The 25,898-nt window shown below is 44.1% G+C and carries 20 protein-coding genes; 14 read left to right on the top strand and 6 right to left on the bottom strand.

Annotation, left to right across the window (positions count from 1 at the left end):
- Positions 1-49 precede the first annotated feature (49 nt).
- Positions 50-817 carry a 16S rRNA (guanine(527)-N(7))-methyltransferase RsmG gene (gene rsmG, locus CRN95_RS11420; protein ID WP_235003007.1) on the bottom strand — a complete coding sequence of 256 codons (768 nt, stop codon included), beginning with the start codon at positions 815-817 and terminating at the stop codon, positions 50-52.
- 82 nt (positions 818-899) lie between these two features.
- Here rsmG and CRN95_RS11415 point away from each other — a divergent pair, with 82 nt between their 5' ends.
- From CRN95_RS11415 to CRN95_RS11395, 5 genes are all read left to right on the top strand, one after another.
- On the top strand, positions 900-2,237 hold the full coding sequence (locus CRN95_RS11415; RefSeq protein WP_097020960.1) for a hypothetical protein: 1,338 nt from the start codon (positions 900-902) through the stop codon (positions 2,235-2,237).
- A 180-nt stretch (positions 2,238-2,417) separates the two neighbouring features.
- On the top strand, positions 2,418-2,807 hold the full coding sequence (locus CRN95_RS11410; RefSeq protein ID WP_097020959.1) for a hypothetical protein: 390 nt from the start codon (positions 2,418-2,420) through the stop codon (positions 2,805-2,807).
- Positions 2,808-2,861: 54 nt separating this feature from the next.
- A complete protein-coding gene (locus CRN95_RS11405) occupies positions 2,862-3,560 on the top strand; it encodes an epoxyqueuosine reductase QueH (RefSeq protein ID WP_097021064.1) in 699 nt (232 codons plus the stop codon).
- Between the two features lie 26 nt (positions 3,561-3,586).
- Positions 3,587-4,585 carry an FISUMP domain-containing protein gene (locus CRN95_RS11400; RefSeq protein ID WP_097020958.1) on the top strand — a complete coding sequence of 333 codons (999 nt, stop codon included), beginning with the start codon at positions 3,587-3,589 and terminating at the stop codon, positions 4,583-4,585.
- A gap of 76 nt (positions 4,586-4,661) precedes the next feature.
- A complete protein-coding gene (locus CRN95_RS11395; protein ID WP_235003005.1) occupies positions 4,662-7,112 on the top strand; it encodes a YgiQ family radical SAM protein in 2,451 nt (816 codons plus the stop codon).
- Positions 7,113-7,372: 260 nt separating this feature from the next.
- Here CRN95_RS11395 and CRN95_RS11390 read toward each other — a convergent pair whose 3' ends face one another.
- Positions 7,373-8,242: a 50S ribosomal protein L11 methyltransferase gene (locus tag CRN95_RS11390; RefSeq protein WP_097020957.1), complete on the bottom strand. Its 870-nt coding sequence runs from the start codon at positions 8,240-8,242 to the stop codon at positions 7,373-7,375.
- Between the two features lie 84 nt (positions 8,243-8,326).
- Between CRN95_RS11390 and CRN95_RS11385 the strand changes: the two genes are divergently transcribed.
- A complete protein-coding gene (locus CRN95_RS11385; RefSeq protein WP_097020956.1) occupies positions 8,327-9,385 on the top strand; it encodes a Fic family protein in 1,059 nt (352 codons plus the stop codon).
- Between the two features lie 530 nt (positions 9,386-9,915).
- Here the strand turns inward: CRN95_RS11385 and CRN95_RS11380 are convergent.
- The 3 genes from CRN95_RS11380 to CRN95_RS11370 are packed head-to-tail and all read right to left on the bottom strand — an operon-like array spanning position 9,916 to position 13,671.
- Positions 9,916-10,920 (bottom strand): hypothetical protein, encoded by a 1,005-nt coding sequence (locus CRN95_RS11380; RefSeq protein WP_097020955.1) that lies wholly within the window; start codon positions 10,918-10,920, stop codon positions 9,916-9,918.
- Between the two features lie 15 nt (positions 10,921-10,935).
- Positions 10,936-13,101 (bottom strand): AAA family ATPase, encoded by a 2,166-nt coding sequence (locus CRN95_RS11375; RefSeq protein WP_159462311.1) that lies wholly within the window; start codon positions 13,099-13,101, stop codon positions 10,936-10,938.
- 54 nt (positions 13,102-13,155) lie between these two features.
- Complete coding sequence (locus CRN95_RS11370; protein WP_097020953.1) at positions 13,156-13,671, bottom strand: hypothetical protein; 516 nt, start codon at positions 13,669-13,671, stop codon at positions 13,156-13,158.
- Positions 13,672-14,088: 417 nt separating this feature from the next.
- Here CRN95_RS11370 and CRN95_RS11365 point away from each other — a divergent pair, with 417 nt between their 5' ends.
- From CRN95_RS11365 to CRN95_RS11335, 7 genes are all read left to right on the top strand, one after another.
- Positions 14,089-15,828, top strand: coding sequence for a class I SAM-dependent DNA methyltransferase (locus tag CRN95_RS11365; RefSeq protein ID WP_097020952.1), 1,740 nt, complete (start codon positions 14,089-14,091; stop codon positions 15,826-15,828).
- A gap of 12 nt (positions 15,829-15,840) precedes the next feature.
- Entirely contained in the window at positions 15,841-16,992 is a 1,152-nt protein-coding gene (locus CRN95_RS11360; protein ID WP_097020951.1) for a restriction endonuclease subunit S, read from the top strand.
- Between the two features lie 9 nt (positions 16,993-17,001).
- Positions 17,002-17,658: a hypothetical protein gene (locus tag CRN95_RS11355; protein ID WP_145993993.1), complete on the top strand. Its 657-nt coding sequence runs from the start codon at positions 17,002-17,004 to the stop codon at positions 17,656-17,658.
- Positions 17,659-18,561, top strand: coding sequence for a hypothetical protein (locus tag CRN95_RS11350; RefSeq protein WP_097020949.1), 903 nt, complete (start codon positions 17,659-17,661; stop codon positions 18,559-18,561).
- Positions 18,562-18,569: 8 nt separating this feature from the next.
- The gene (locus CRN95_RS11345) at positions 18,570-19,403 is read left to right on the top strand and encodes a hypothetical protein (protein WP_097020948.1); all 834 of its coding nucleotides are present in this window, start codon (positions 18,570-18,572) and stop codon (positions 19,401-19,403) included.
- A gap of 275 nt (positions 19,404-19,678) precedes the next feature.
- Positions 19,679-20,146 (top strand): polymorphic toxin type 50 domain-containing protein, encoded by a 468-nt coding sequence (locus CRN95_RS11340; RefSeq protein WP_074209206.1) that lies wholly within the window; start codon positions 19,679-19,681, stop codon positions 20,144-20,146.
- Positions 20,147-20,405: 259 nt separating this feature from the next.
- A complete protein-coding gene (locus tag CRN95_RS11335) occupies positions 20,406-23,720 on the top strand; it encodes a type I restriction endonuclease subunit R (protein ID WP_097020947.1) in 3,315 nt (1,104 codons plus the stop codon).
- Between the two features lie 144 nt (positions 23,721-23,864).
- Here the strand turns inward: CRN95_RS11335 and CRN95_RS11330 are convergent, their stop codons facing one another.
- Positions 23,865-24,932, bottom strand: coding sequence for a glucokinase (locus CRN95_RS11330; protein ID WP_015731915.1), 1,068 nt, complete (start codon positions 24,930-24,932; stop codon positions 23,865-23,867).
- 206 nt (positions 24,933-25,138) lie between these two features.
- Between CRN95_RS11330 and CRN95_RS11325 the strand changes: the two genes are divergently transcribed.
- Positions 25,139-25,897 (top strand): 1-acyl-sn-glycerol-3-phosphate acyltransferase, encoded by a 759-nt coding sequence (locus CRN95_RS11325; RefSeq protein WP_097020946.1) that lies wholly within the window; start codon positions 25,139-25,141, stop codon positions 25,895-25,897.
- Position 25,898 lies beyond the last annotated feature (1 nt).

Here is a 25,898-nt window from a genome sequence, read left to right as displayed (position 1 = left end):
TTAGAAGTCATGCCGGAACAGAGTCCGGCATCGCCATTTTAAAACCGCCCTATTCCACGCGTTCGAGGATAATCAGCGCGCGGTCCTGAGTGCTGTTCGGGATGGTATAGAAATGCTTCCCGACAAACTTGTAGCCGAAATCTTCTGGATAAAACGTCTTGAGTTCGTCCGCTACGGCAGGGCCCTTCATGAAGAACACGCGACCACCAACCTTGAGGGAATTTGCGATACGCGGGAGCGTCTTTTCCATGAGTTCGAACGCGCGGCTAATCACGCCATCGACAGGGATCGTCATGCTGCGGCTCGTGACCTTATGACCGAACACGTCAATTCCCTTGAGGCCCATCTTTTCGATGACCATGTTGAGGAAGTTGATGCGGTTCGGGCGCGGTTCGCACAACGTAAGGCGAATGGACGGATTTACAATCTTGAGCGGTATTCCCGGGAAACCGGCACCGCTACCGACGTCTATCATGCGGGCAGGCCACTTTGGCACGTAAGCATTGATGAGCGTGCAGTCGGCATAATGGCGTTCCACCATCGTTTCAAAAGCATTGAGGCGAGTCAAATCCTGGTCATCGTTGTTTGCACGGAGCAACTGATGGAATTCCCAAATCTGCTTGAGCGTCGGTTCCTGGAGTTCCACACCGTAGTAATGCAACAGCTTGTCGAGCCCAGCAAGCGAGGGCGTCACGCGCTTTCCGTTAAACAGCGGAAACTCGGTGCGAGGAGCCTTCATGTGAGGAATAAAGTCCTTGCCAAGCGCACTGGCGCCACCACGGGGTTTAGAATTTTTTGACCAAGATGAATTTGCCATATCTCAAAAGTTAGAAAAGTTTTGCAATAAAAATAGGGTATAAAACCTCCGCTCGTGCGTGTATATATAGTGGAGGTATCGCTTGAAAAAAATACTTTTAATATTTGCGTTCATAGTTTTCACGACAAGCACAGCAGCAGAAGATCCCGCCCACGCCCCATTTGACGCCGCACAAGTCTTTGAATGGTGGGACGACGGCATCATCACCGCCGAAGAAGCCGACGAAATCTTTTCTAGACTCGAAGAAGAGAACTACGACGAAGCGTGCCTGCTTGCCGAAGTCTACGCGCAAGAGCCATGTTCAAAGCCCGCGCCATCCAAATCAAAGCAACCGCAAAGCGCGCAAAAAACGCCAACCAAAATTCCGCATGGTCACGCATCATGGAAAGGCAGGTACGATTCCGACGGGCACCTGAAAAAACGCCACGAAGAATTGCAAATCCAATTCTACTACTTCAAATTACGTCTCGGTTCGCAAGAACTCCTGTCTTACCATCGCGACAAGTCCGAAGCTTATTTCGGACAAATTTCTACAATCGAATTACACAGCCATATACCCCTTGATACTTTATGGGGTGCTGCCCTTTTCTACCCCATTGGCAAACTAAGATTCGGAGCATTCATCGACTCCAGCAAAACGATCAATGCGCATATCGGTTTCAAGCCGAATCGCGAAAACGAACTTGATGCCACATTCTGGAAGTTTACTGATGCAGGCGCCATCGCCTTGCAAGCCCGCACAACGCTCGGGCAAATTTCCACATGGTACCAGTTCGGGCAAGACCGCCCCCTCGTCAAGATCCAACTGCAAAGCGTCAAGAAACATCTTTCATGGAAGACCACCGCCTACCTCCACGGAGACAGCATTCCACAAGGTCTGAACTTGAGCAAGGGCATCACCGAAAACTGGCTTTGGGCATCTCAAACCATCACTGCCAGGTGGCCCGAGACATTGAACACAGAGTTTTCCTTCAAGGCCCGCCTCCTAAGCCCTACTGCAACAGATTCCGTGAGCGCCCGATTCAAGGCAACCCTCACCTCAGGTCCAGAACAATTCCGTCCAAGCTTAAGCGTGACCTGCCTCGAAGCAAGCGACAATTGCAATACAACCGAATGGAAAGGGGCCGTAGAATCCACCTGGGAACCATTTTCGTTCAAGGCGGGCACGAAATTTCGCTACGACCGCAACCCCAAGCCTCCACGAATCGAACTCGGCGCCACCTACCGTTCAAGCACAGCCTTAGCCAAATTGACCATCGCATTCCCCGAAACCACCCCCGCCAAAGGCTTTTCTGTCCAAAACGAAATCAAAGTCGATGCAGAACCGCTCGGCTGTGATTTCGCATTCGCGTTCAAAAAGACCAAAACCAAACCATTCAAGCCAAATTTCGCCCACATCCAGGCAAACTTCAAATTTTGAGACATTTTGTCCCAACGCCCCCCTTTTACATAGGGGTGGACACAATTGTAACCACAAATTTTTGGAATATTCTAATCTATTCCCTTTAAGAAATCTATTATTAATAATACCCAAACACTCTCAGACTCCTTTAGGTTACCTCCTTTGCCTGAAGGAGTCCTTTTTTTTATCTTAAGAGATATGTTTTACATAGCTGCAATTATCGGATCCATTGTCTTTTTGCCCTCCATCGCATTGAACATCGCCCTTGCGCTCGGAGCGCCGCTTGGCATGTACGCCATGAATGGTCGCCACAAGGTCGTGCCGCAGGAGGTCCGCAAGGCATTCATTTTGCCGATTATCATGCAATTTGTGGCCCTTTTTACGATTCTGAGCGCCGGGCATGTGCTCCCGGAAACGATTCCGTTCGGGATTGTGCGCATTCTCGCCTTTTTCTATTCCGTTTACCTGACATTCTACACGGCAACCGTATTCTTTAGCCTGAGCGCCAAGGAGCGCCACGTCATGGGGCCGCTTGCAATTGCCTCGACCATTTGCTTCTGGATTACTGCTTTTGGCACTTTAAGCTAGGAGTAATATATGGCCGAAAAGGATCAAACGCACATTGTTCAGCGCGAAAAGGAGATGCCCCCCCGGAATAAATCCGGGGTGACAGAAGTCGGGCATGACAAAGGCCATCCCAAGCATAATTACCAGCGCGACCTGGATTTCATCATTCGCAGGCTTGAGCGCACGGGCGAAGTGCCGACGCTTTTGCTGCACGCTTGTTGCGCGCCATGTAGCAGCTACACAATTGAATACCTTTCGCAGTATTTCAAGATCACACTTTTCTATTACAACCCGAACATCGCGCCCGCCGAAGAATACCAGCATCGCGTGAACGAAATCAAACGTTTTGTCGCGGAGTTCAAGACAAAGTACCCAGTTACGCTCGTCGAAGGCGAGTACGACCCGAAAAAATTTTACGATGTCGCCCGCGGTCTCGAAAAAGAACCCGAAGGGGGCAAGCGCTGCCGCAAATGCTTTGAGCTCCGCCTTGCCGAATCAGCGAAACTTGCCAAGGAACTGAACTGCGACTACTTCACGACGACGCTCACCATCAGCCCGATGAAGGACGCCCAGGTCCTCAACGAGGTCGTGCAGGAACAGTGCGACATCTACGGCATCAAGCGCCTTCCGAGCGATTTCAAGAAGAAGGGCGGCTACAAGCGCTCCATCCAATTGTCTCACGAATACAACCTTTACCGCCAGAATTTCTGCGGGTGCGTCTACTCTATGCGAGAAGCGGAGGAACGCGAATTGAAGAAAGAGCGTGACATTTAGAGCTTTATTATATATAATTCTATAGGATGCATAGAATTTGGATTTACGTCATGGCATTTATCGGGGGGATCGTCGCTGCATGCAGTAACGACGTCACCGGAGCACATGACGAAAACAATTCTTCAAGCGATACCGACATCGTTATCATAGAACTGTCATCCTCTAGCAAAAGCTCTTCGAGTACTTTTTTCCATTCGAACAAGACCGACATTTTCTTTTTCATCAAAAGTTCATCATCGACAGAGCCATCGTCTTCAAGCAAAGAAAAAAGTCCGTCAAGCAGTTCCAAGACGGCCAAGTCCTCATCCAGTTCCAAGGAAATTTCCTCTAGCTCAGAACCGCCCGAATCTAGTTCGAGCGCAAACAAGCCCAAATCGAGCGCATCACTCCGTTTTTACGACTGCGACAAATACGACTGCGTCACGTTGGACTATCTAAATCCAGAAATCTCTTACGGCGAACTTTTGGATAAACGAGACAACAAAGTCTACCGCACTCTCTTTATCAGCAATCACATCTGGACGGCGCAGAACATGAACTACGCCGTAGAAACAGACCCGTCAACAAGCTGGTGCTACAACAAGAAATCTGAAAACTGTAAAAAATACGGAAGGCTCTACACTTGGGAAGCTGCACAGAAAGCTTGTCCGGAAGGCTGGCACTTGCCCACAGTCGATGATTGGAAAGAACTCCTTGAAGAGCAATCCTGCCACACAGAACGTTTAGATGATGGCACCTGGGCTTACGATTGCGCAGGCACAAAATTAAAAGCGACGGATTCCTGGGATAGCAAAGAAGAGGAGAGAGAAAACGCCCTTGGTTTTTCTGTCACTGGTGCAGGCATACTCTTCGACGAGATCGACGTCGGCCTCAATGAAGCTACATTTTTCTGGTCTGCAACGGACACGCTCTCGTTATACGCCTTTGCCGCCTTATTCCAAGACAACGAAAACACAACACTCCTTGGTGCAACCGAAAAAGAGAACGGGTATTCCGTCCGTTGCATCAAAGGGAAAGCGGAATAAGACGAAAATAAATTTCACAAGTGCGCGCGTTTTCTATCTTTAGGCTTATAAACTTTTTAACCCCATAAGTTCCATTATGTACGATCCTCGATTTTTACCCATTTGCAAAGAAGACCTGGACGAACTCGGTTGGGATTACGTTGACGTGATTATCATCAGCGCCGACGCTTACGTGGACCACCCCTGCTTTGGGCATGCGGTTGTCGGGCGACTTTTGGAACATGAGGGTTTGCGCGTTGCGATTTTGCCGCAGCCGAACTGGCGCGATGACTTGCGCGATTTCAAGAAGCTTGGAAAGCCGAGACTTTTCTTTGCGATTTCGAGCGGCATGGATTCCATGGTGAACCACTACACCGCCGCAAAGCGCCTCCGCAGTGACGACGCCTTTACACCGGGGAACAAAGCCGGCTTCCGCCCGGATTATGCGACATACACGTACGCCAAGATTTTAAAGAAGCTCTACCCCGATGTGCCATTGCTCATTGGCGGTCTCGAATCGAGCCTTCGCCGCGTGACGCATTACGACTACTGGAGCAACAAACTCAAGCCGAGCATTCTGTTCGATACGCAGGCCGACATTCTCGTTTACGGCATGGGCGAAAAGCCGCTCAAAGAAATCGTTCGCTTGCTCAAAAAAGGTGTTCCGTTCTCGAGCCTGAATTCCGTTCCGCAAACCGCCTACTTGGCGCCCAAGGGAAATGTCCCGAAGAACAGCAAGTGGGAAGACTTGCGACTCTACAGCTACGAAGAATGTTTGGAAAGCAAGAGGAACCAAATCGAGAACTGCCGCCGGGTGGACATCGAATGTAACAAGTGGTTCCAGCACCGCATTCTGCAAGATGTCGCCGAACAGACCGTGGTGATTAACCCAGCGTACCCGCCGCTCGAATACGGCGAACTCGATGAAAGCTTTGAATATCCCTACGCCCGTGAACCGCACCCGCGTTACAAGAAACGCGGCAACATTCCGGCGTTTGACATGATCAAGTTCAGCATCAACACGCACCGTGGCTGTTTTGGCGGTTGCAGTTTCTGCGCCATCAATGCGCACCAGGGCAAGTTCATCGCAAGCCGTAGCCGCGAAAGCATTCTGCGCGAAGTCGAAATCGTGACGAATATGGAAGGCTTTGCCGGAACGATTACAGACCTTGGCGGGCCCAGTGCGAACATGTACAACATGCGTGGCCGCGATCCGAGCCGTTGCCAAAAGTGCGCCCGTGCAAGCTGCCTCACGCCCAAGATTTGCGACAACATGGACACGCACCACAAAGAAATTTTGGAGCTGTACCGCGAAGTGCGCAACCATCCTAAAGTGAAACACCTGTTCATCGGAAGTGGCGTTCGTTACGACATGCTCTTGCAGGAGACGGATGACGAAGAACTCCGCAAGGACCACGAAGAATACGCCCGCGAACTCATCGACTACCATGTGAGCGGCCGATTGAAAGTGGCGCCGGAACACACAAGCGACGCCGTGCTGAAACTGATGCGCAAGCCGAGCTTTACGCTGTTCCACAAGTTTAAGGAATTCTTTGACGACGAATGCAAACGCATCGGCAAAAAGCAACAGCTGATTCCGTACTTTATCAGTAGCCATCCGGGATGCACCGAAGCCGACATGGCTGAACTCGCACTCGAAACAAAGCAATTGGGTTTCCAGTTGGAACAAGTGCAAGACTTTACGCCAACGCCGATGACCATTGCCACCGAGATGTTCTACGCCGAAATGACGCCGGACGGAAAACCGCTCTTTGTCGCCAAAACGCCCGAAGAAAAAGCAAACCAGAAGCAGTTCTTCTTCTGGTACATTCCTGCAAACCGCCCGCACTTGCGAGAAGTTTTGGAACGCCTCAAGATGGGTAAGGTCAGCCGTTTGTTGCTAAGCCGTACTGCAATGGCGGAGGGCAAGGAATACTTCCCGAGCAAGGAACGCGAGCAGAACGAAGACTTCCGCAACCGCGAAATGCAAAAGCGCGACGAACGCACGAATGCGTTGCGCCCCAAAAAAGAGAAAGTCAAGAATCGTTGGCGAGATGAAGGGTGCGAAGATCGTAACTTTAATGAAGGTCGCGAATCGTTTAGGGAGCAGCAGAACCCGCGCGGGTTCCGCGAGAATCGCGAAGGTCGCTTTAGTGAAAGTCGCGGAGACCGTTTTGAACGTAATGGAGAAGGTCGCGAGAATTGGCGAAACGAGAATCGCGACCGCTTTGGCGAGAATCGTGGATTCAGCGAGAGTCGCGACCGTTTTGAACGCGATGGAGAACGTCGCGGATTCCATAGGGATGGCCGCGAAGATTGGAGAGGTAATCGCAGTGGAGACAGCCGCGACTTTGACCGCCGTGACAACGCATTCGATAACCGCCGCGGAGACAATCGCTTTGATGATCGTCGCGGGAACCAGCAGAATGCGCCGTTCCGCGAACACCGTAATATCGAAGACAAGAACCGCTTCAACAGCGGTGAGATAAACCTCGCCAGCCGCCGTTCACACGGTAAGGGATTTAAGAAGCCAACGTTTAAGAAGTAGCAGCGGGACCGCCGCAGTGGGCACAACGCGTCATTCTGAGCGAAGCGCCAGCGAAGTCGAAGGATCCAGTTACAGTTCTACTAAAAACGGCGATGCCGGCACAAAGGCCGGCATGACATATTAATTAAGCGAGCTTGGCTGCAACACTCGCCTTATGCGTTTGTCTCCTTTCCGGCTCATTTAGGAGCGTGCAAGCACGCTCCACCATTGCAATCTCACTTCGTGAGATTGCAAAACGCCGAGGCTCGGTCATGCCCAAGCTACGCTTGGTCGCGACTCTCGCCTTTTGCGTTTGTCGCCAAAACACTCCACCACTCCCCTTTTTCACGTTCGACGGAGACTTTAAAGCCGGCTTCTTCGAACCACTTGAGGATGTAATCCTTTTCAGTGACAAGCTGACCGCTGATGATGAGTTCGCCGCCTTCGGCGAGCAAGTCTTCGATGTCGTCGCGAAGCGGCCAAAGTTCACTGCGGATCATGTTGCAGAGAATCACGTCGAACTTTGTTCCATCCTTAAACGCATCCAGGAATCCGAGCACGCAGTCACTTTCACCAAAACCATTGCGTTCAAAGTTTTCCGCAATGCAGGGAATCGTGAGCGGGTCGATTTCCGTACCCACAGCAAGGCTTGCGCCCTTGCGACGAGCAAACATCGCGAGGATTCCCGTACCCGTACCGATGTCGAGAACCGTCTTGCCCTTGAAATCAATATTTTCCATGAGCGCAGCACAGCTACTCGTCGTCTCGTGTTCGCCCGTGCCAAATGCAGTCTTTGCCTCAAGTTCCAAGACAACCGCTTCAGGATCTTCCGGCGTGAACTCCACCCAAGGTGGACGCACCCAAAGGTGCTCGCTCACAGCCACCGGCTGCGCACGGTCACGCCACCACTTGTCCCAATCCTTTGCAGGCTCCTCCGTCACCGTGAAGTTGTACTGCGGAAATTCCGCCACGATGCGGTCACGTTCCGCCTTGTCGCCCGTGTAAAAACAGAACTCCGTGCGGCCAACGGTCACCGGGTCGAGTTCTTCGAGCGTCGCAACACCCGCCTCGAAAAGCAGGTAGCTTGCAATTTCATATTCTTCATCGGGACAATTGCCCTCAGCCTTGTACCAAGTATCAATTTTCTGCATAGTTTAAATTTATCAAATTCAACGGAGCATTGAAACGCGCGCGCCAAATAACGCCGGAAAAAGAAATATATTTGAGAAAAGACCATGCTTTACATCCACCAATTCCCAGACTGGACGCGGTTCCGCTTCGATTCTCCCAAGGTGCTCCAAGCGCTTGGGCAGACGCGCCTTGAAGAAGGCAAGCTCATCGGAATCATGCAAATCTGCGGACTCAAGGACATCGAAGCAAAACTCCTCGCCGAAGACATCGTTGCCAATTACGCCATCGACGGCTACACACTGGACACGGCAAGCACACTCGCCGAAGTGGAACTCAAAAGCAAAGGCTCGCAAAACTACATCAAGAACTATCTAGGCGCCATCCAAAACGCCTCGCAGCCACTCACCGAAGAACGCCTTTTCAACTGGCATTCCGCGATGGGTCAGAACAAAGTCTTAAAGTTCCGCGAATCACCCAGCGAAGTGCAAACGACCATTGACGCGACCGCCCCCGATTTCGCTCCCAAGACGCTCCATTTTGTAGGCCCGAATCCGGAACGCCTTCAAAGCGAAATGGAAAACTTTTTATCGTGGTTCGAAAGCGCAAATATAGATGGGGTGATTAAGGCCGCAATTGCACATTTCTGGTTCATCACGATCCGCCCCTTCGCCGACGCAAATGGCAGACTCGCCCGCGCCATCACGGCGATGCAACTCGCCCGCACCGAAAACACGACGCATTGCCAATACGCACTAAACAAACAAATTAACACTCACAAAAGTGAATACTTCAAGATTCTCGCACGCACGCAGGCCGCAAGCGGTGACCTCACCGAATGGATTTTATGGTTCCTGCAAATGATGCGAGACGCCATCAAAGATAGCGAACAGCTTTTCGCCTCTGAAATCAGCCGCATCCAATTCCGCAGCGCCCACGCCAACGACACATTCAGCGCCCGCGAACAGCAGCTCATCGACGAAATCATGGCAGGCAGCCTCGCGCAGCCCTTTACCGCAAAAGAAGCCGCAGCGCTCTTCAACGCAAGCCACGACACCGCCCTCCGCGAAATACAGAGCCTCATGGACAAAGGAATCCTCGAGACCAATAAAAAAGGCGGTCGTAGCATGCGATACAGACTGAAGAATGAGCGAGAGGAAGGGTAAGGCAAGGAATGCACGACCATTCGGGTTCGTTTTGAACTATTAAGTATTTCTTAATAGTTGCACATTTTTGCATCGTAAATAGAAGAATTCATCGCAACAATCCTGTTTAATACGACGCTATTGTGCCGCAGATGCACGAAGTCCATCTTTTTAATTCTCAGTTTAAAAAAGATCTTGTATAAGTAAAATACAAAAAATCCTGCGTAACGCAGTCTGCTTCTATGAAGAAACAATTGAAAGCGACTATTTAGGCCGCTTCTATGAATTGTTTATCGACAACTCTACCGACAATCTACATCTGTTGCACGAACAAGGTTTTATCCTCCGCGAAATCGATATACTTTCTAGTGTGTCCAAAAACCAAGTGGCATGATTTCTAAACGCCACACAACAAACAGTCGAGACATCCAAACCTCACAAGAACGGAATTTCGCAACGAAAACGACGCAATCTATACGCTAAAAGAATTGATGAAAAAAACTTGCGGATATTTATAAAAAAGGTGAAGAAAAGGTGGTATGGGGGTAATATTAAACAAGCCCCAACTGTTTTGCCACATCTTGCTTCATTTTGGTTAAGGGCCTTTTATGAACATCTTCTACACAAGGATAAAAACCATGAACAAATCGAAATAAATCCTTTTCAGGACAATGCGCAAATTTATTTTTCATCCATTGTTGCAATTGCCCAACAAAAGATTCATTATATATTCTCACTTTCCAAATCAGCTCTTCAACTTCATCATTTAAAAGTTTGTAAATCTCATTAATGCAAAAAACTTCTTCATGATTTTTTTTCAAACCACGTTCCTTGCTATTTAGTTCAATATGTATTTGGTCCGTATTTAAATTCAACAAATAGTTCAAAAGACTTTTTTTATCTAATAAAAATACAAACGGATTTATTTTTTTGTAAAAATCTGTGTACAAATTAAATTTTCCATCTTTCTCTTTTTTCCATAAATTACAAAAGCCACATGACGGTTGAAGATTAAAAAAAGTTATTGACAAAAAGGGATATTTTGATTTCGCCCAAAAATGATCCAATTGATATCGACCCTTCAATTCAACTTTATAGTTGCCATCATCTAAATAAGAAATTTTATTTGCGGATAAAATATATTCACTATTGCAATTTACACAGGTTTTGATGCCCAGTCTTTTTATAAAAGGAACTATTATTTCATCACGAACATTTTTATACGCCATCGCATCTTCTACCATTTTATGGAATTTTATAGTCGTACCTTTTTTCCATAAGGTACTATCCATATCTATTTTTTTCGAAAAAGAAAAATACCGAATCCAATAATACTTAAAATATTTAGGATGCAAGACTACTAAAGAATCATACAGTTTAATTATGTTTTTTAGGTATTTTACATACAATTTCCAATTTTGTAATTGCGATTTTTTTATTTCATCTATTTCTTGTTCCAGCGTCAATTTTGTCGTTTTTTTTAATTTTGATATTATTTCATTTGAATATTCATCAGCAATCGATTGTATTTTTGGAGTTATAAGAATTCTTCTCATTGTAGGTCCTGTAAATTACGATTCTTTTATCTGCCGTAGCACATTTTTTATCATTTCATCACCAACAATTGTTTCAAGAAATGAATTAGCCCATTTTTCAGTCCATTCAGGAGTTGCAGAACTATTTGGATACAACTTAGTCTTTTTATTTATAAAAAAATCACTTAAAGACTTTATTTTACTTTTTGCAAATTCTCCAACAAAACCTTTATCTCCAGTACCCAAAAAGAAACTATGGTACAGCAAATCATTAATATTTGAACCAAATGTAATCAATTCATCGACATCAATCTCATTTCCATCTTGCAAATACAAAATATTACTGTTAGGAATATCAGAAAGAATAAACGGGGAATGAGTCAATATGATGATGTTTATACAACATCCACCACTTTCATACCAATTTTGCTTCATTGAGACTATCAAATCAAGCATTCGAGATACAAATTGTCGCTGAAAATCTGGATGAAAGCACATTTCAGCTTCATCAAAAATCATATTAACGCATCTGTACTTAGGATGGAATCTTTTTTTTCTATTTATATAATACTCTCTTTTTGCAGAAAGAATATTTTCAATATGATAAGAATGAATGGATATGGTTTCCAGTAATTGCAGTTCTCCAGAACTTAAACCATTAAAGGGAAGAACATCTTTTTCTTTTTCAAGAAATAATTCATAGTGAAAAAGTGAGGGCGGAAGAATTCGGTCAATCCAAACAGGATCCGTAAACTCTCGAATTTTTTCTTTCTTATATTCCGTGAAAGGGCCCGACATTTCATTAATATCGATTTTCCTCCCTTCTTTTTTTGATTGCTCAATTTTAGCACAACACTCTTCTATCCATTCATCGGATAATTCATCAAAATATAATTCACCATTGTATAAGCAATCTTTAGCAAAAATCCTGTCAACAGCTTCATTAGACAATTTAAGGAACCAAATAGTTCTCATTATTTTTTTTGTAACATGGGACTCTTTATCATTCAGTGCAACAATCAAATTTCCAATTCCACCATTAAATTCAATCATAGGTTTATCAAATTTTTTTTCTAACGTCACAACATTTTTATAGCCTAAAAAAGAATCATACTTATTCACAATCGTTATGATTTTAAGCTGTAAATAGAGCATTGCTCTTTTTTTATAATCATGATAATCGGTTTCCTTACTAAGCTCGAAATGATTTTTAAGTATTTCAGCGAGTTTCCAATTAATTATTTTTAAGCACATTTCATCTGATTGAAACTTTTCATCAAATTGTTTTTCTTCATCACCTTTTAGTTTCCATATTTTCTTTATTTTATTTTTTAAAAACGACTGTCTTAACTCTATTCTTAAATTATAGTATGTATAAGGTTTGAAATAAATAGACCCTTTTTGTTTAGCCCAAAGAAACAATGCCGCAACCCTATCTTTAGAAAGAGCCAGTTCATTTGTAATATCAATATTTCCGTTATTTCTATAAGGATTTAATACAATAGATCGAATATAGCCATCATTTTTATGAAAGATACTATTTATCCAAACATTATTCACTGCATCTTCTTTTTCTATTTTTCTATCCCTACCAGATTCAAAAACATAAACATCATGGATATAATTTGTCGGAATGAATGACTGTAGAGAATAGTTACTTACTATTGTATAAAAAAAATCTTCAATTAAATTTGCAATTCCTTCATCTGTCATTAGCGAAACTAGTTCATGTTCACTAATTACAAAATGCGCTTTAGAAACAATTTTGCAATTTTCTACGCTATAGTCTCTACAGAATAAATCAAGGATCAAACCTTTCGATTCTAGTATATATATTTTCTTTCCAATAGAAAAATAAACCCTAACAAATAAGCCTGGAACATAATAAAGCGATTCGGCACCAGGGCGTTCATTATCATGCCCACGTTCAAACATGTAAGAAAAATTGTTTATAGCAATATAAATAAGTTCCATCAAAGAACTTTTACCACTTCCATTCTCGCCAACTACAGCTTGAACATTTATATGTGGTCCAAAAAAATTTTCATCAAGCGCTCTATGCGTATTTATACGAGGTTCTTTCTCATTTTGGTCATGAAAATAAAAATCATTAAGAAAATATCTTCTTGATTTAAGTCCTTTAAACAAGTTTTCATCACATTCTCCAACCTTATTTTTTTCTTTAATTGGAATTTCATCCATTGATATCTTTTCAATGCAATTGATACTAAAAAGCATATCTATCCTTATTCCATATTAAAATTTCAAGCTTTTCTTCAATTCAGAAACAGCTTTTGACGGCTTGCCAATTTTAGTTTCACCATATATACCAGCAATAGACCACTTAGGAGCAGTTTTCTTTTCATTCAATAAATTTTCATTCGCTCTTTTCGCTTGAATTATTAAATAGCTTTCAATTTCATCAATGATTTTTTTCATATCAGCATTAGATTGAGGAGTAATAAAGAAAACCCTTAACCCCTTTTTCGAAGTTGTATTTATAAATTGATTAAGAAGTACCCTTTTATGAGGTGTAAATATTTCATTCTTAAACGCAACATTCGTCTTGCCAACATAAATTGGAGTTGAGCCTCCTGCCACACTATTTATAAATACATAGCATCCTTTTTCATCGGCCATCCCACATTGATCCCAAAAAACATTCATTTTTTCCTTGCAAGCAACCTGAAAATATTGGGATTTTCCCTTCTTTGTTGAGATTTTATCAAGCGGCACAGAAAAAGGGCCATGTACATCAAAAGAATATGACATATTTACCTCATAATAGATTTCGTTTTACTTCCTTTTAGAGTAATATAACATAAAAAACATCATTTAACAAAAAATCTGATAAATGACTCATTAATTATGCCTAAATTTATTTTAAAAACGAAAAATACACCATTTGCACTTACAAAATGCAATCAATTTAAACGTATCAGGGTCAACTGTCATCTTGTAAATTTTCATCTCAGGATTGAGTAATCATGTGGGTTTCATAATTTCATTCTGAAAATATTCTGCTGTATTAATACCAAGATAGAGCGAAAAAGTACTCCGAGGATACAACCTAATATAAAATTTATTCAATATACCTTTTTTCCCTTAAATGCACATGACACCTCAAAAAAACACTCCCCAATCTCCCCTCAAATAATCTATATTCCTCCCAAATACTCGAGACCCCCTATGACTGATATTGAACTCAAGAATTTGAAAGATCGCCTTTGGCATTCCGCAGACATTCTCCGCGCTGGAGCGCATCTCGCCGCCAATAAATACGGCCAGCCCATTCTGGGCCTAATCTTCCTGCGCTATGCGGATATTCTTTACAAACAGCATAAAGACGAAATCAACGCTGAGTTCGAAAAGCTCAAGGGCACCCGTCGCGCACGCACGCTCAAAGAAATCTCCATCGAAAAGTGCGGTTTCTACTTGCCGGAATGCGCCTACTTCGACTTTATCAACGACGCTCCGGACGACGCCAAGAAAGCGACTCTTGTTAAACGTGCAATGAAAGCCATCGAAGACGAAAACGAAAAGATGGAAGGCGTCCTTCCCAAGGATGTTTACGCGCAACTCGTTCCCGAAGAAGAGCCCGATTTGCTTTCGAAGATTGTCCGCATATTTAAGGACATTCCCGAAAATATCAGCATAGACCTGTTCGGCGAAATCTACGAATACTTCCTGGGCAATTTCGCTTTATCCGAAGGCAAGGACGGCGGAACATTCTACACGCCAGCGACAGTCGTGCGTTACATGGTCGAAGTCCTGCAGCCAAGCGGTCACGACAAGAAATTCCTTGATCCGGCTTGCGGTTCGGGCGGTATGTTCGTGCAGGCGGCCCGTTACATGCACAAGCACAACAAGAGCGAAGAAGATGACACAATGTCTTTCCGTTGCTACGGCGTGGAAAAAGAGCCCGACACGGTCAAACTCGCCAAGATGAATTTGCTCCTGAACAATGTCCGCGGCGACATCACCGAAGCAAACTCTTTCTACAGCGACCCCTACAACGCATTCGGCGCATTCGATTACGTGATGGCAAATCCCCCGTTCAATGTGGACGAAGTTGTTGTCGATAAAGTCAAGGAAGACGAACGTTTCAGCACCTATGGCGTTCCTAGAAACAAATCTAAGGCAGGCGGCAAAAAGACCTCGGACAAGAAAGAAACCGTCCCCAACGCAAACTATCTGTGGATTGGCTACTTTGCGACGGCCCTGAATGAAAACGGTAAGGCAGCTCTTGTCATGGCGAATTCCGCAAGCGATGCCGGCGGCAGCGAACTCGAAATCCGCAAGAAGATGATTGAAGAAGGCGTCATCAGCCAGATGGTCACCCTGCCCTCGAACATGTTCAACTCGGTCACGCTCCCCGCGACGCTCTGGTTCTTCGACAAGCAAAAAGCGGGCGGCAAGAAAAAAGACGAAATCCTTTTCATCGACGCACGAAACGTGTTCACCCAAGTTGACAGGGCGCACCGCAAGTTCAGTGATGAACAAATCAAAAACCTCGCCATCATCAGCCGCCTATACGAAGGCGACACGCAGGCGTTCAAGGACTTGGTCAAGGAATACAAGGAAAACCTCAAGAACGCTCCCGTAAACAGCGACAACAAAGAAGTCAAAATCAAGGATTATTGGCAGGCACAAATCAACTGGCTCACCGAACGGTTCCCGGACGGAAAATACCAAGACGTAATCGGCCTTTGCAAGGTCGCAAAAATCGAAGGAGAAGACGGAATCAAGGACCAGGATTATTCGCTCAACGCGGGCCGATATGTGGGCGTTGTCATTGAAGACGACGGCATGACCGCCGAAGAATTCAAGGAAACGATGCTCGGACTGAATGACGATTTCGCTAAGCTGAGCGCCGAAGCAAAGAAACTGGAAAAACAGATTGCAGAGAACATGAATGCGTTATTTTAGGGAAAAATAAAAATGGAAATATTCTCTATAAATGACATATGTGAAATAAAAAGTGGAAAAAGAATTCCTCTTGGCTTTGATTTTGTTAATTATAAAACATCACATCCCTATATACGAGCAAGGGATATAAAAAATGGCAATATAAACACAGAAGACTTAATATATTTAGAAGAAAATACATATAACAAAATAAAAAAGTATATCATCAATGAAAACGATATTGCAATAACCATAGTTGGGGCATCCATTGGTGATATAGGATTTGCGCAAAAGGATGTTGATGGATTTAATTTAACAGAAAATGCAGTCAGATTAACACGATTCAACGGCAAAGCCAATAGCAAATACATTTATTATTTACTAAATCAAAAGCAATACAAAGAATTAATGCAAACCATAGCAGGTGGAGCTGCACAACCAAAACTCGGAATATACAAAATACAAAAAATAAAGGTTTGTTTGCCTCCCCTTCATAATCAAGAAAAAATCGCATCTGTACTTTCCGCCTACGACAACCTGATAGAAAACAACATCAAACGCATCAAAATCTTGGAACAAATGGCGGAGAATCTTTACAAAGAATGGTTCGTCCACTTCCGATTCCCCGGCCACGAAACTAGCCCCATCGAAAACGGGATTTCCAAAGGTTGGACAATAGAAAAACTTGGGAATGTCTCGAACATTTCAACGGGAAAATGCAATCGAGAAGACGCAGAAGAAGACGGCGAATACCCGCTTTTTGATAGATCCCAGGAAATAAAGAAAAGTAGCGAATGGATAAAAGATTGCGAGGCGATAATTGTTCCAGGAGAAGGAACATCTTTCATGCCAAGGTACTATTGGGGAAAATTTAATCTACACCAAAGATGTTATTGTATTGAGCCTAAGGACAACACCATTGGAAAATTTCTCTTTTTCGTTTTAAAATTGAACAGAAAATATTTCCTGTCTGTGGCAACAGGTGCAACAGTACCTTCACTGAGATATAATAATTTTGCAAAAATGCAATTTGTCATGCCGCCGAAGAAACTCTGTCAAAAATTTAATGAAATTGCAAAAAATAATTTTGCAATGGTTGATTCATTAAAAAAGCAAAATGAAAACCTCATAAAACAACGCGACCTGCTCTTACCCCGCCTAATGAGCGGAAAACTCGCCGTATAGGTAATTATTATGGCAAAAATGGTTCTTGACTTACAGCAAGCATGTCTTGACGAAAAAGTATCTTGCTATTACCTGCTACTCAAGGCATACGCCATTGCCGAAAAATTGTCTATCAAAGACATGGCAGAATTCTGTTCTAATGAAATGACCGGATACAAGAGTGATGACACGACTCAATTACCCTTATATCGTCAAATCATAATTTATACAGAAGCTTTTGATGTCAATTTCCAACGATGGGTTCCCATATCACTTTCTTCAGAGAATCCCATAAACAAACGAAATGTCATTGAACCTATCACAGAAATAGAAAAATTAAGCTTATCAAAAACTGAAACCTTAGAAATTCGCCCCACTGCAGAAGTTCAGCAAATAATCTTTGAAACAACAAATATGCCTAAAGCAATGAACATCCATCATATCGTGTCTATTGCTCAGCTAGCTTCAATCCCACAAATTGTTCGCAAACTCGTTTTAGATTGGGCTCTAAAGTTGGAAAAAGAAGGTATTCTTGGAGACAATCTTAAATTTTCTAGCGAAGAACAAAGTAAAGTTAAAGATGTTCCCTCTATCCAAATCATCATCAATGGTAATGTTTCAAATTCAAATCTTGCCGGCGTGTTAAACGATTCTATTTCAAGCATCCAAACGCAAAGGAAAGAATAAATGTCAAAGCTGGTTATAGAATTACAGAAAGAATGTTTAAATCCGAAATGTTCGTTTAGCGATCTTTGTCAAAAGGCATATTTTATTGCTCGTAAACTAGATCAAGATGAAATGGTAGAATTCCTAAAAAAAGAAATTAATGGTTATCCCACCTCTAAGGAAGTCCCTGAATACAGAAATGCAAATGTCTTTTTCAAGGCTAGAAACCCAATGCGAGGATGGATACCTATCCAGCTTCCATCAAAAGGAACTTTTGAAGAATTATCAACATGGCCAATCACCATGTCAATTAGCGAAATTCAAACCGCCGTTGATAATAAAGACTTACAAACAATTTCAATGATTATTCCCCTTGAATTGCAACAGTTTCTTATTGAGGCAGCTCGCATTCCAAATCGTTATGAAATAAAAATGTTTTTTTCGAAAACTCAACTAGTGAGAATTCTCAATACCATAAAAAATCAAATTCTTGATTGGGCTCTTAACTTAGAACAGAAAGGTATTCTCGGAGAAGATTATGAATTTTCTACAAAAGAAAAGGAAATCGCCAAAAATATGACCATTATAAACAACTACGGAAACATTAACGGATCAAACGTTGTTGGATCAGCCATCAACTCCACTCTAAACGCAAACGGAGTAAAAGAATTTGATTACGAAGGGGCCAAAAAGCTTCTTGAATCTATAAAAGAGCTGATAAAAGCACCTTCAGTTGATGAAAATGACAGAAATCTTTTAAATACACAAATTGAAAAAATTGATCAAAAAATCAATCAAAAAGATTCTAAGTCTATCGGAACATTACTCAACAGCTTGGGCGTCTGGGCACAAAGCATAACTTGTAGCGTCATCGGCTCAGACATTTACAATAAAATTGACGCTTTCCTCAAAACAATTCGATAAACATATCCATGTCCATCGCAAAACTTATAGAAGATTTCATCACCAATAGTGCAAAATCGTCAACCCCTGTTGCCGATTTACTTGAGCAAGCCCGTACCATAGCCGACCTTATTGATGACAAAAAATTCGCCAAATTTTGCGAAAGGGAATTAAACGGATATGCAGAAAATGAAAAACTTTCCGATTATCGTCAGGTAAATGGCACTTTGGACATTTGGTATGATGGTCCCTTAATTAAAGCAGATGCCAAAAGATATGCAGTTGGCAATCCTGTTATCATTCCCTGCTGGAATCCAATCAAGGATATATCTAGTATTGTTGCTAGTGGAAAAGATTATGTATCACCAGTACAGGATGATAAAAATATTCGAGATTATAAGAACCGAACTGTTATAAAGTTATTTTTCCTTCAAAGAATTGAAAACGAAGTCAGAAAAAAAATTAACGAATGGAAATCGTCAAAAATCAAAGAAGGAAAGTTTTCCTTGAATTCGGATAAGGGAACTCCAATTATAAACAACTACGGAAACATAAATGGATCAAACTTCATCGGCTCGATGACGAATTCTTCTGCAACAATCAACAATAATAACAGCTTTGATTTCAAAAAAGTTTCCGACTTAATAGAGCAAGTTTTGCAAAATATCGCAAGCTTACGCCTAACAAACAATCAGGAAGCCGAATTAAAGTCAGACCTTGTCGAAATCAAGCAAATGGTTACCCAAAAAGATGAAACAGGTGTTCGCAAGCTACTGCATAAAATAGAAGCCCTTTGCCAAAACATTACCGGAAGTTTGGTTGCCTCAGGCATCATTTCTCAAATCAGTCAAATCTTAGAATAAAAGCAAGAGCAATACGAAGCCCCTTGCCTAGTCTCTTTTAAAGTTGTATATTCTTTCCCGATCGCACCCATCCTGCCGACACCGATAAATTCAGGGCAGGTAGTTTCACTCTCTGCTTGACGCCGACCTCCCTTTGTTCGCTCGACAGGCTCACAATTCGAGGCAGCATACACCCTATGGGGAAACTGGCCCCCTGGCGATTAACGTAGAGCACCCCCACATTCCGTGGGATCATCAATCTGTCATTCAACAGGTTTGTGAACTGGTGTTCTGCAATGGATCTATACACAACAATAGAAAAACTAATCGAGCAAGCTAAAGCAAGGGGAATCTATTCAGAACACGAACTATATGTCCTGTGGCCCACTTTTTTAAAAGAAAATCTCTCAAAACGCATAAACCCAGAATGTCAGAAAAAACATATCGTGGGTACAAAAACTTTTGAAAACTACAACAGGGTTTCCAAAGCTAAAGGATTTGCCGGAGCTGCCTATTTCGATTTCAACATCGATGTTTATAAAATCGTGCAACAATCTATCGGGACGGGCCTAGTCGTTTTCGACAAAACCGGAAAAATCAAAGAAGAAATCGTCAAATTCAGCAACGATATAGGCTTTGCCGGTTGCGAAGAGCTTGTAAGGACGAATGTAATATCGATTCGATATGCCAAGAAAGGCATTCACGCGACACCGGTCCATCCTATAAAATACGAGGACACCATAAACTTCCTCAAAAGTCGCTGAATGCCCTATATACAAAAAAAACATCGGTAACCTTCCAGCGACCCGGCATCACCAGCCGGCGCGTGTTTTCCGATGCTTTTATAATAATATACATTCTTATTTAACGAAAGTCAAGAGCAGCATAATTAGCCTTTCCAAAGTGGAACATTCCAAAGAAACCGAAATTCAGCAAATTCATTTTCGCAAAAGAAAACTAATCATTAACACTCGTAGCATTTTTTCTATGGGTGTTTATTTATATTTAAATCAGAGATTTAAAATGAAGTCCTTTATTTCTGAAGACGATATTGAACAGGCAATCCTGAAAATGCTGGAGGCAGCCCCTTACAGCTATCAGGTTGTTCGTTGCGATCCGTCTCCAGAAAAAACGGAAGACCTCAATGATGGTACGGGCAGGGCGAATAAAAAGCAATGCGTTTTGCCTATTATTTTGCGGGAATCACTCACGAGGCTCAATCCGAACATTCCTTCGGACAAGCTAGACGAGATTGCACACGAACTGTCACGAGACTATTCCGGTACAGATATCACCGCAACCAACTACACGCTCTACAAAAAGTTGCGTGATGGCGTCCGTGTGAAGTTCATTAGGGATGGCAAGTCAGATTTTGACGATGTTGCCTTTATCGACTTTGATAATCCCGAAAACAACACGTTTACCGCAGTATCGCAGATGTGGATTCAGGGACGGTTCAATTACCGCCGCCCCGATGTTTTGATATTCGTCAATGGTTTGCCGCTCGTCTTTATCGAACTGAAGAACAGCACCGTCAAAATTGAAGAAGCCTACAACAAGAACTTGACGAGTTACAAGAGGGACATTCCGAATCTTTTTGCACTCAACCAGATTTGCGTACTTTCGAACGGTTGCGAGACAAAGCTTGGTGCTTTCAACGCCAGCTACGACTATTTCTTTGAATGGCTCAAGTCTAGCGAAGACGATAAAATTGACCGCAAGTATATCCGTGGCGAAGGCGTCAGTGCCGAGTACATGGTCAAGGGATTGCTGAACAAAGCAACTCTTATCGACTACATCGAAAACTTCATCTTGTTCGAAAATCAGTCCATCAAGATTATCGCCAAGAATCACCAGTTCATGGGTGTGAACAACTTGTGCGAAGCGGTCAAGAACCGCAAGGAACTAGACGGCAAGCTCGGCGTTTTCTGGCACACGCAAGGGAGCGGCAAGAGCTATTCAATGGCAATGTTCGCCCGCAAGGTTAATCGCAAGTTCCATGGGAATTTCTCTTTCGTCATCATCACTGACCGCGATGATCTCGATACGCAAATTCACAAAAACTTTATGCGTACCGAAATTATCGGACCCAAAGACGAATGCCAACCTAAAAACGGCGAACAACTTCGTGATTATTTGAGAGGAAACAAGCCTTTCATCTTCACGCTGATTCACAAGTTTGGTTTCGAAAAGCCAAAGAAGAAAACCGAATCGTCTGCTAATGAAGCCAGCGAAAAGAAGGTTCCCGTCTATGGCAAAAAATATCCGGTACTTTCGACCCGTGACGACATCTTTGTCTTAGTAGATGAAGCGCACCGCACGCAATACAAGACCTTAGCCGAAAACATGCGAACGGCGTTGCCGAACGCAAACTTCATTGCGTTTACAGGCACGCCATTACTCGGCAGCAAACGCCTTACAAATCAATGGTTCGGCGATTATGTTTCGGAATATAACTTTGCACAATCCGTAGAAGACGGCTCCACTGTCCCGCTGTTTTACAGTCGGCGCGTTCCCGAAGTCGGTCTCCAGAATAACTTCCTCGATGATGATGTCGTCACGATTATCGAAGACGAAAACCTCAACGAGGCCGAAGCGAAACTGTTGGAGAATTCCAGTTCTCGCATTTTGGAAGTCATCAAACGCGAAGACCGCCTCGACAAGATTGCAAGGGATATCGCCCACCATTTCCCGCGTCGCGGATTCCTCGGCAAAGGTATGGTTGTTTCCGTCGATAAGTTTACCGCCGTAAAGATGTACGACAAGGTTCAGCACTATTGGAAAGAAGAAAAGAAGGCGCTGACCATCGAACGCAATAATGTCGTCAAGGATAGCGACGATTACAATCGTTTAACCGCAATCTTGAATTACATGGACAAAGTCGAGATGGCGGTTATCGTTTCAGAAGAAGCGGACGAAGTTCAAAAATTCAAGGCACAGGGTTTGGATATCGTCGCCCACCGCAATAAGATGAATGCGATTACCCCCGAAGGTAAAGATATCGAAGATCGGTTTAAAGATCCAAACGACAATTTGCAATTGGTCTTTGTCTGTGCCATGTGGCTTACCGGTTTTGATGTAAAGAGTCTCAGCACGCTTTACCTCGACAAACCCATGAAAAATCACACGCTGATGCAAGCTATCGCAAGAGCAAACCGCGTATTCCCAGGGAAACCATGCGGCATCATCGTGGACTATGTAAACGTATTCAAATTCATGAAGCAAGCCTTGGCCGCATACGCCATTGGCGATGACGGAAGCGAATTCCCGGCCAAGAACATCGACGAACTAATTGGCTACATTGATGCCTGTATCGAAGAAGCCCACAAGTTCCTTTTGGAACGAAACATCGATCTTTACAAGATTGTAGAAAATGCTTCTACATTTGACAAGTTGGATGATATTCGCGAAACGTATAACAAAATCATCGCGATTGATGAAGATTCCGAAAAGTTCAAAGTCATTTTGAACACCTTGCTGAATCTTTACGAAGCATCGAAGCCAGAAATTTTTGAACGCGACTGGAGTAATCCGATTTTCAGTGCACTCATCTATTTGCACGGACAATTTTTCCGCCTTATAAACGACGAGAAAATTGAAAAGGCTCGCAAACGCATGGGCGACCTTTTGGATAACAGCGTTTCATCGGAAAGCGTGAAAGTTGATGGAGCAACCGAACTCCGCGAGAGCTCTAGAAACGGAATATACATGCGTGGTTCCAAACTGATTGACCTTTCTAAAATTGATGCCGAAGGTTTGCGTAAAGAAATCAAGCAGGCAAAGTACAAGGCCGTCGAAATCAACGACATGAAGGAATTCATCGAAAAAGCCTTGCAACAGATGATCAACAGGAACGTCACTCGCATCAAGTTCTCCGAAAGGTTCCGCAATATCATCAACCGCTACAATGCAGGCGGAACGGAAAATGAAGATTATTACGAACAGTTAATCAAGCTTGTCGAAGAATTGAAGAAAGAAGATTCCCGTGCAAGCACGATGGGCCTTTCGGACGAAGAATTGGAAATTTTCGACTTGCTCGTGATGGGCAAAAAACTCACAAATGCACAAGAACAAGAAGTTCTGTTGACATCAAAAGCTTTGTACAAAAAGTTGAAAGACAACCGTCAAAAGATTCTTGTTGTCGATTGGTATAAGGACGAGCAGACTCGTGCCAAAGTCAAGAGTACCATCGAAGAAGTTCTGGATGCACCCAAATCACCGCATTTACCGGACTGCTACGATATCGATTTGTTCAATGCGAAAAGCAATTTGTTATTGAACCATTTTATCGATATGGCGGTACAGGGTTACGGCTGGGCCCGCGGCGTGATTTCATAAAAAAACTGGTAGTTTCCAAAATGGAAACTACCACTCTAAAGGCGATGCCGGAACGGAGTCCGGCATGACAATTCAATGTTCGCGCGGTTCTTCGCGCATTCTCGGCATGCTTTTTGCGCACGCCGCACGTTTCACAACGTCCGTTTACTTCTGCAAATTCAAACTTGCATTAGCAGCTCCGTACAAACTAATGCTATAATCCTTGATGAGGTACACCGGGATCTTGTTCAAGAGCGGGCGGATGTTCGGATTGTAGTTCTTTTCGAACCAGGTCATGAACAAGTTATCGCGTTCGAGCCAGCGGAGGTCCTTCTGCACCGTGCCACCTGCGAGGTAGAAACCGCCGAGCGGGAGGAACAACGTGCAAGCGTCGCTAGCGAAGCGGGCAAGCATCTTCACGAACATGCGCATCATTTCGGCAGCCACCGGATCGGTATCGCTTGCGCGGCTGATGTACTTCGGGCGGTCGTGCCAATCGGTTTCTTCAATCTTCTTGAAGGCATCGTTCTGCGGTACGCCCTTCGTGTCGCGCCACCATTCATAGAGGTGAGCAAGGCCCATGCCAGAGACGAGCGGTTCAACGCCCGGCACGGTGCCGATGCGCTTTTCCATGTAGTCGCGGAAGTCCTGAGTTTCCTTGTCGAACGGAGCAAACGTAGAGTGACCACCTTCGGAGCAAGCCGGGATGTACTTCTGACCGTCAAATGCGAGGAAGCCAACACCCATGCCCGTACCCGGGCCAATCACAGCCTTCGTTGCAGCCTGCGGCTTTGGTTCGCTACCGTCGGTGTGCTTGAACTTGAGGATCTGTTTCGGGTCATCGACGTCGAGAGTCGGGATGCCATAGCTAATGGCCATAAAGTCGTTAATCACGAGGGTCGGGATGCCGGTTGCATTCGTGATGGCATCGCCGTCGACGCACCACGGGAGGTTCGTCATGACGCACTTGTTGTTTGCCACCGGACCTGCGGCGCTGATGCAGATGTGGGACGGCTTCAAATCCGCGCGATTTTCGATTGCTGCCTTGAGCGTTTCACGGATCGGGGTGTCAAGTCCTTCAATGCACTGGCTCGGGCAAACGGTTTCGAGAATGAGCGTAAACTTGCCATCCTTGTAGCCCACAAGACCAAGGTTCGTATTCGTACCACCGATATCACCCGCCAAAACGAGACGGTCAAACTTTGCATCGGGATTAAGCCATTTAATTTCCATAATTTAAAACTCCATGTTTTACGTTCAGGAATATAGTTTTTTCTCAAGGAAATAGGAGATTCCCGATTAAATCGGGAATGACAAGTGCGTATTTATGCGTATGTAACAAAAACAACCGATTTACTCCGCTCAAAAAATATACATTAAGCCCATAGGGACCTATTTATATTGAGTAGGCTTCAGTTCACATTTAACAAGTAGAGAACATGCGCGCTATTCTTGCACTCTTTTATTACATCGTCGTTTTCACTATCATGGTTGTTGCGGGTATCCCCTACACCCTCTATTGCGGTATCCGCGGGCACTGGGAAAACTGCACCAAGATTTGCACTTTCGCCTTCAGGAACATTATTTTCAAGCTTTTCGGCATTAAAGTCGCGGTCAAGGGGGCAGAAAACATTCCAAAGGGCGTAAACTACGTCATCGTCGCCAACCACCAGAGCTTTTTGGACATCAACGTCGTCTGGCATTCCATCACGTCGGCGTCATTCATGGCGAAGGCAAGCCTCTGGAAAGCGCCCGTATTCGGCTGGGTCCTGAACCGCTCCGGCAACATTCCTATCCACACGAACCCGCGCAAAAACGCAGGCCTCGGCAAAATCCTCAAGAAACGCCTCGAAAGCAATTACAACATTGTCGTGTTCCCCGAAGGCCACCGCAGCGAAGACGGGCACATGTTCAAGTTCCAAAATGGAATTTTCCGTTTGGCAAAAGAACAGCACTTTGACATTTTGCCAGTTACATTTATCAATACCGGAAAGATTCTCCCGAAGGTCAAGTGGGCGGTCTATTCCGGCACCGTCGAGATGGTCGTTCACCCGCTGATCCGCTATGAAGATTACGCCGAGAAGCCGATGGCCGATCTCCGCGACGAAACTCATGATCTTATTGAATCCGCTATGCCGTACAAGCAGGCGGAACTTGCCGCAGCAAAAGAAGCGGTCGCAGAAAACAAGGAGGCTTAAT

Source organism: Fibrobacter sp. UWB16 (assembly GCF_900215325.1).
Classification (GTDB): domain Bacteria; phylum Fibrobacterota; class Fibrobacteria; order Fibrobacterales; family Fibrobacteraceae; genus Fibrobacter.
Note: the sequence above shows the minus strand (reverse complement) of the source record. Positions and strands in the feature narration are given on the sequence as shown.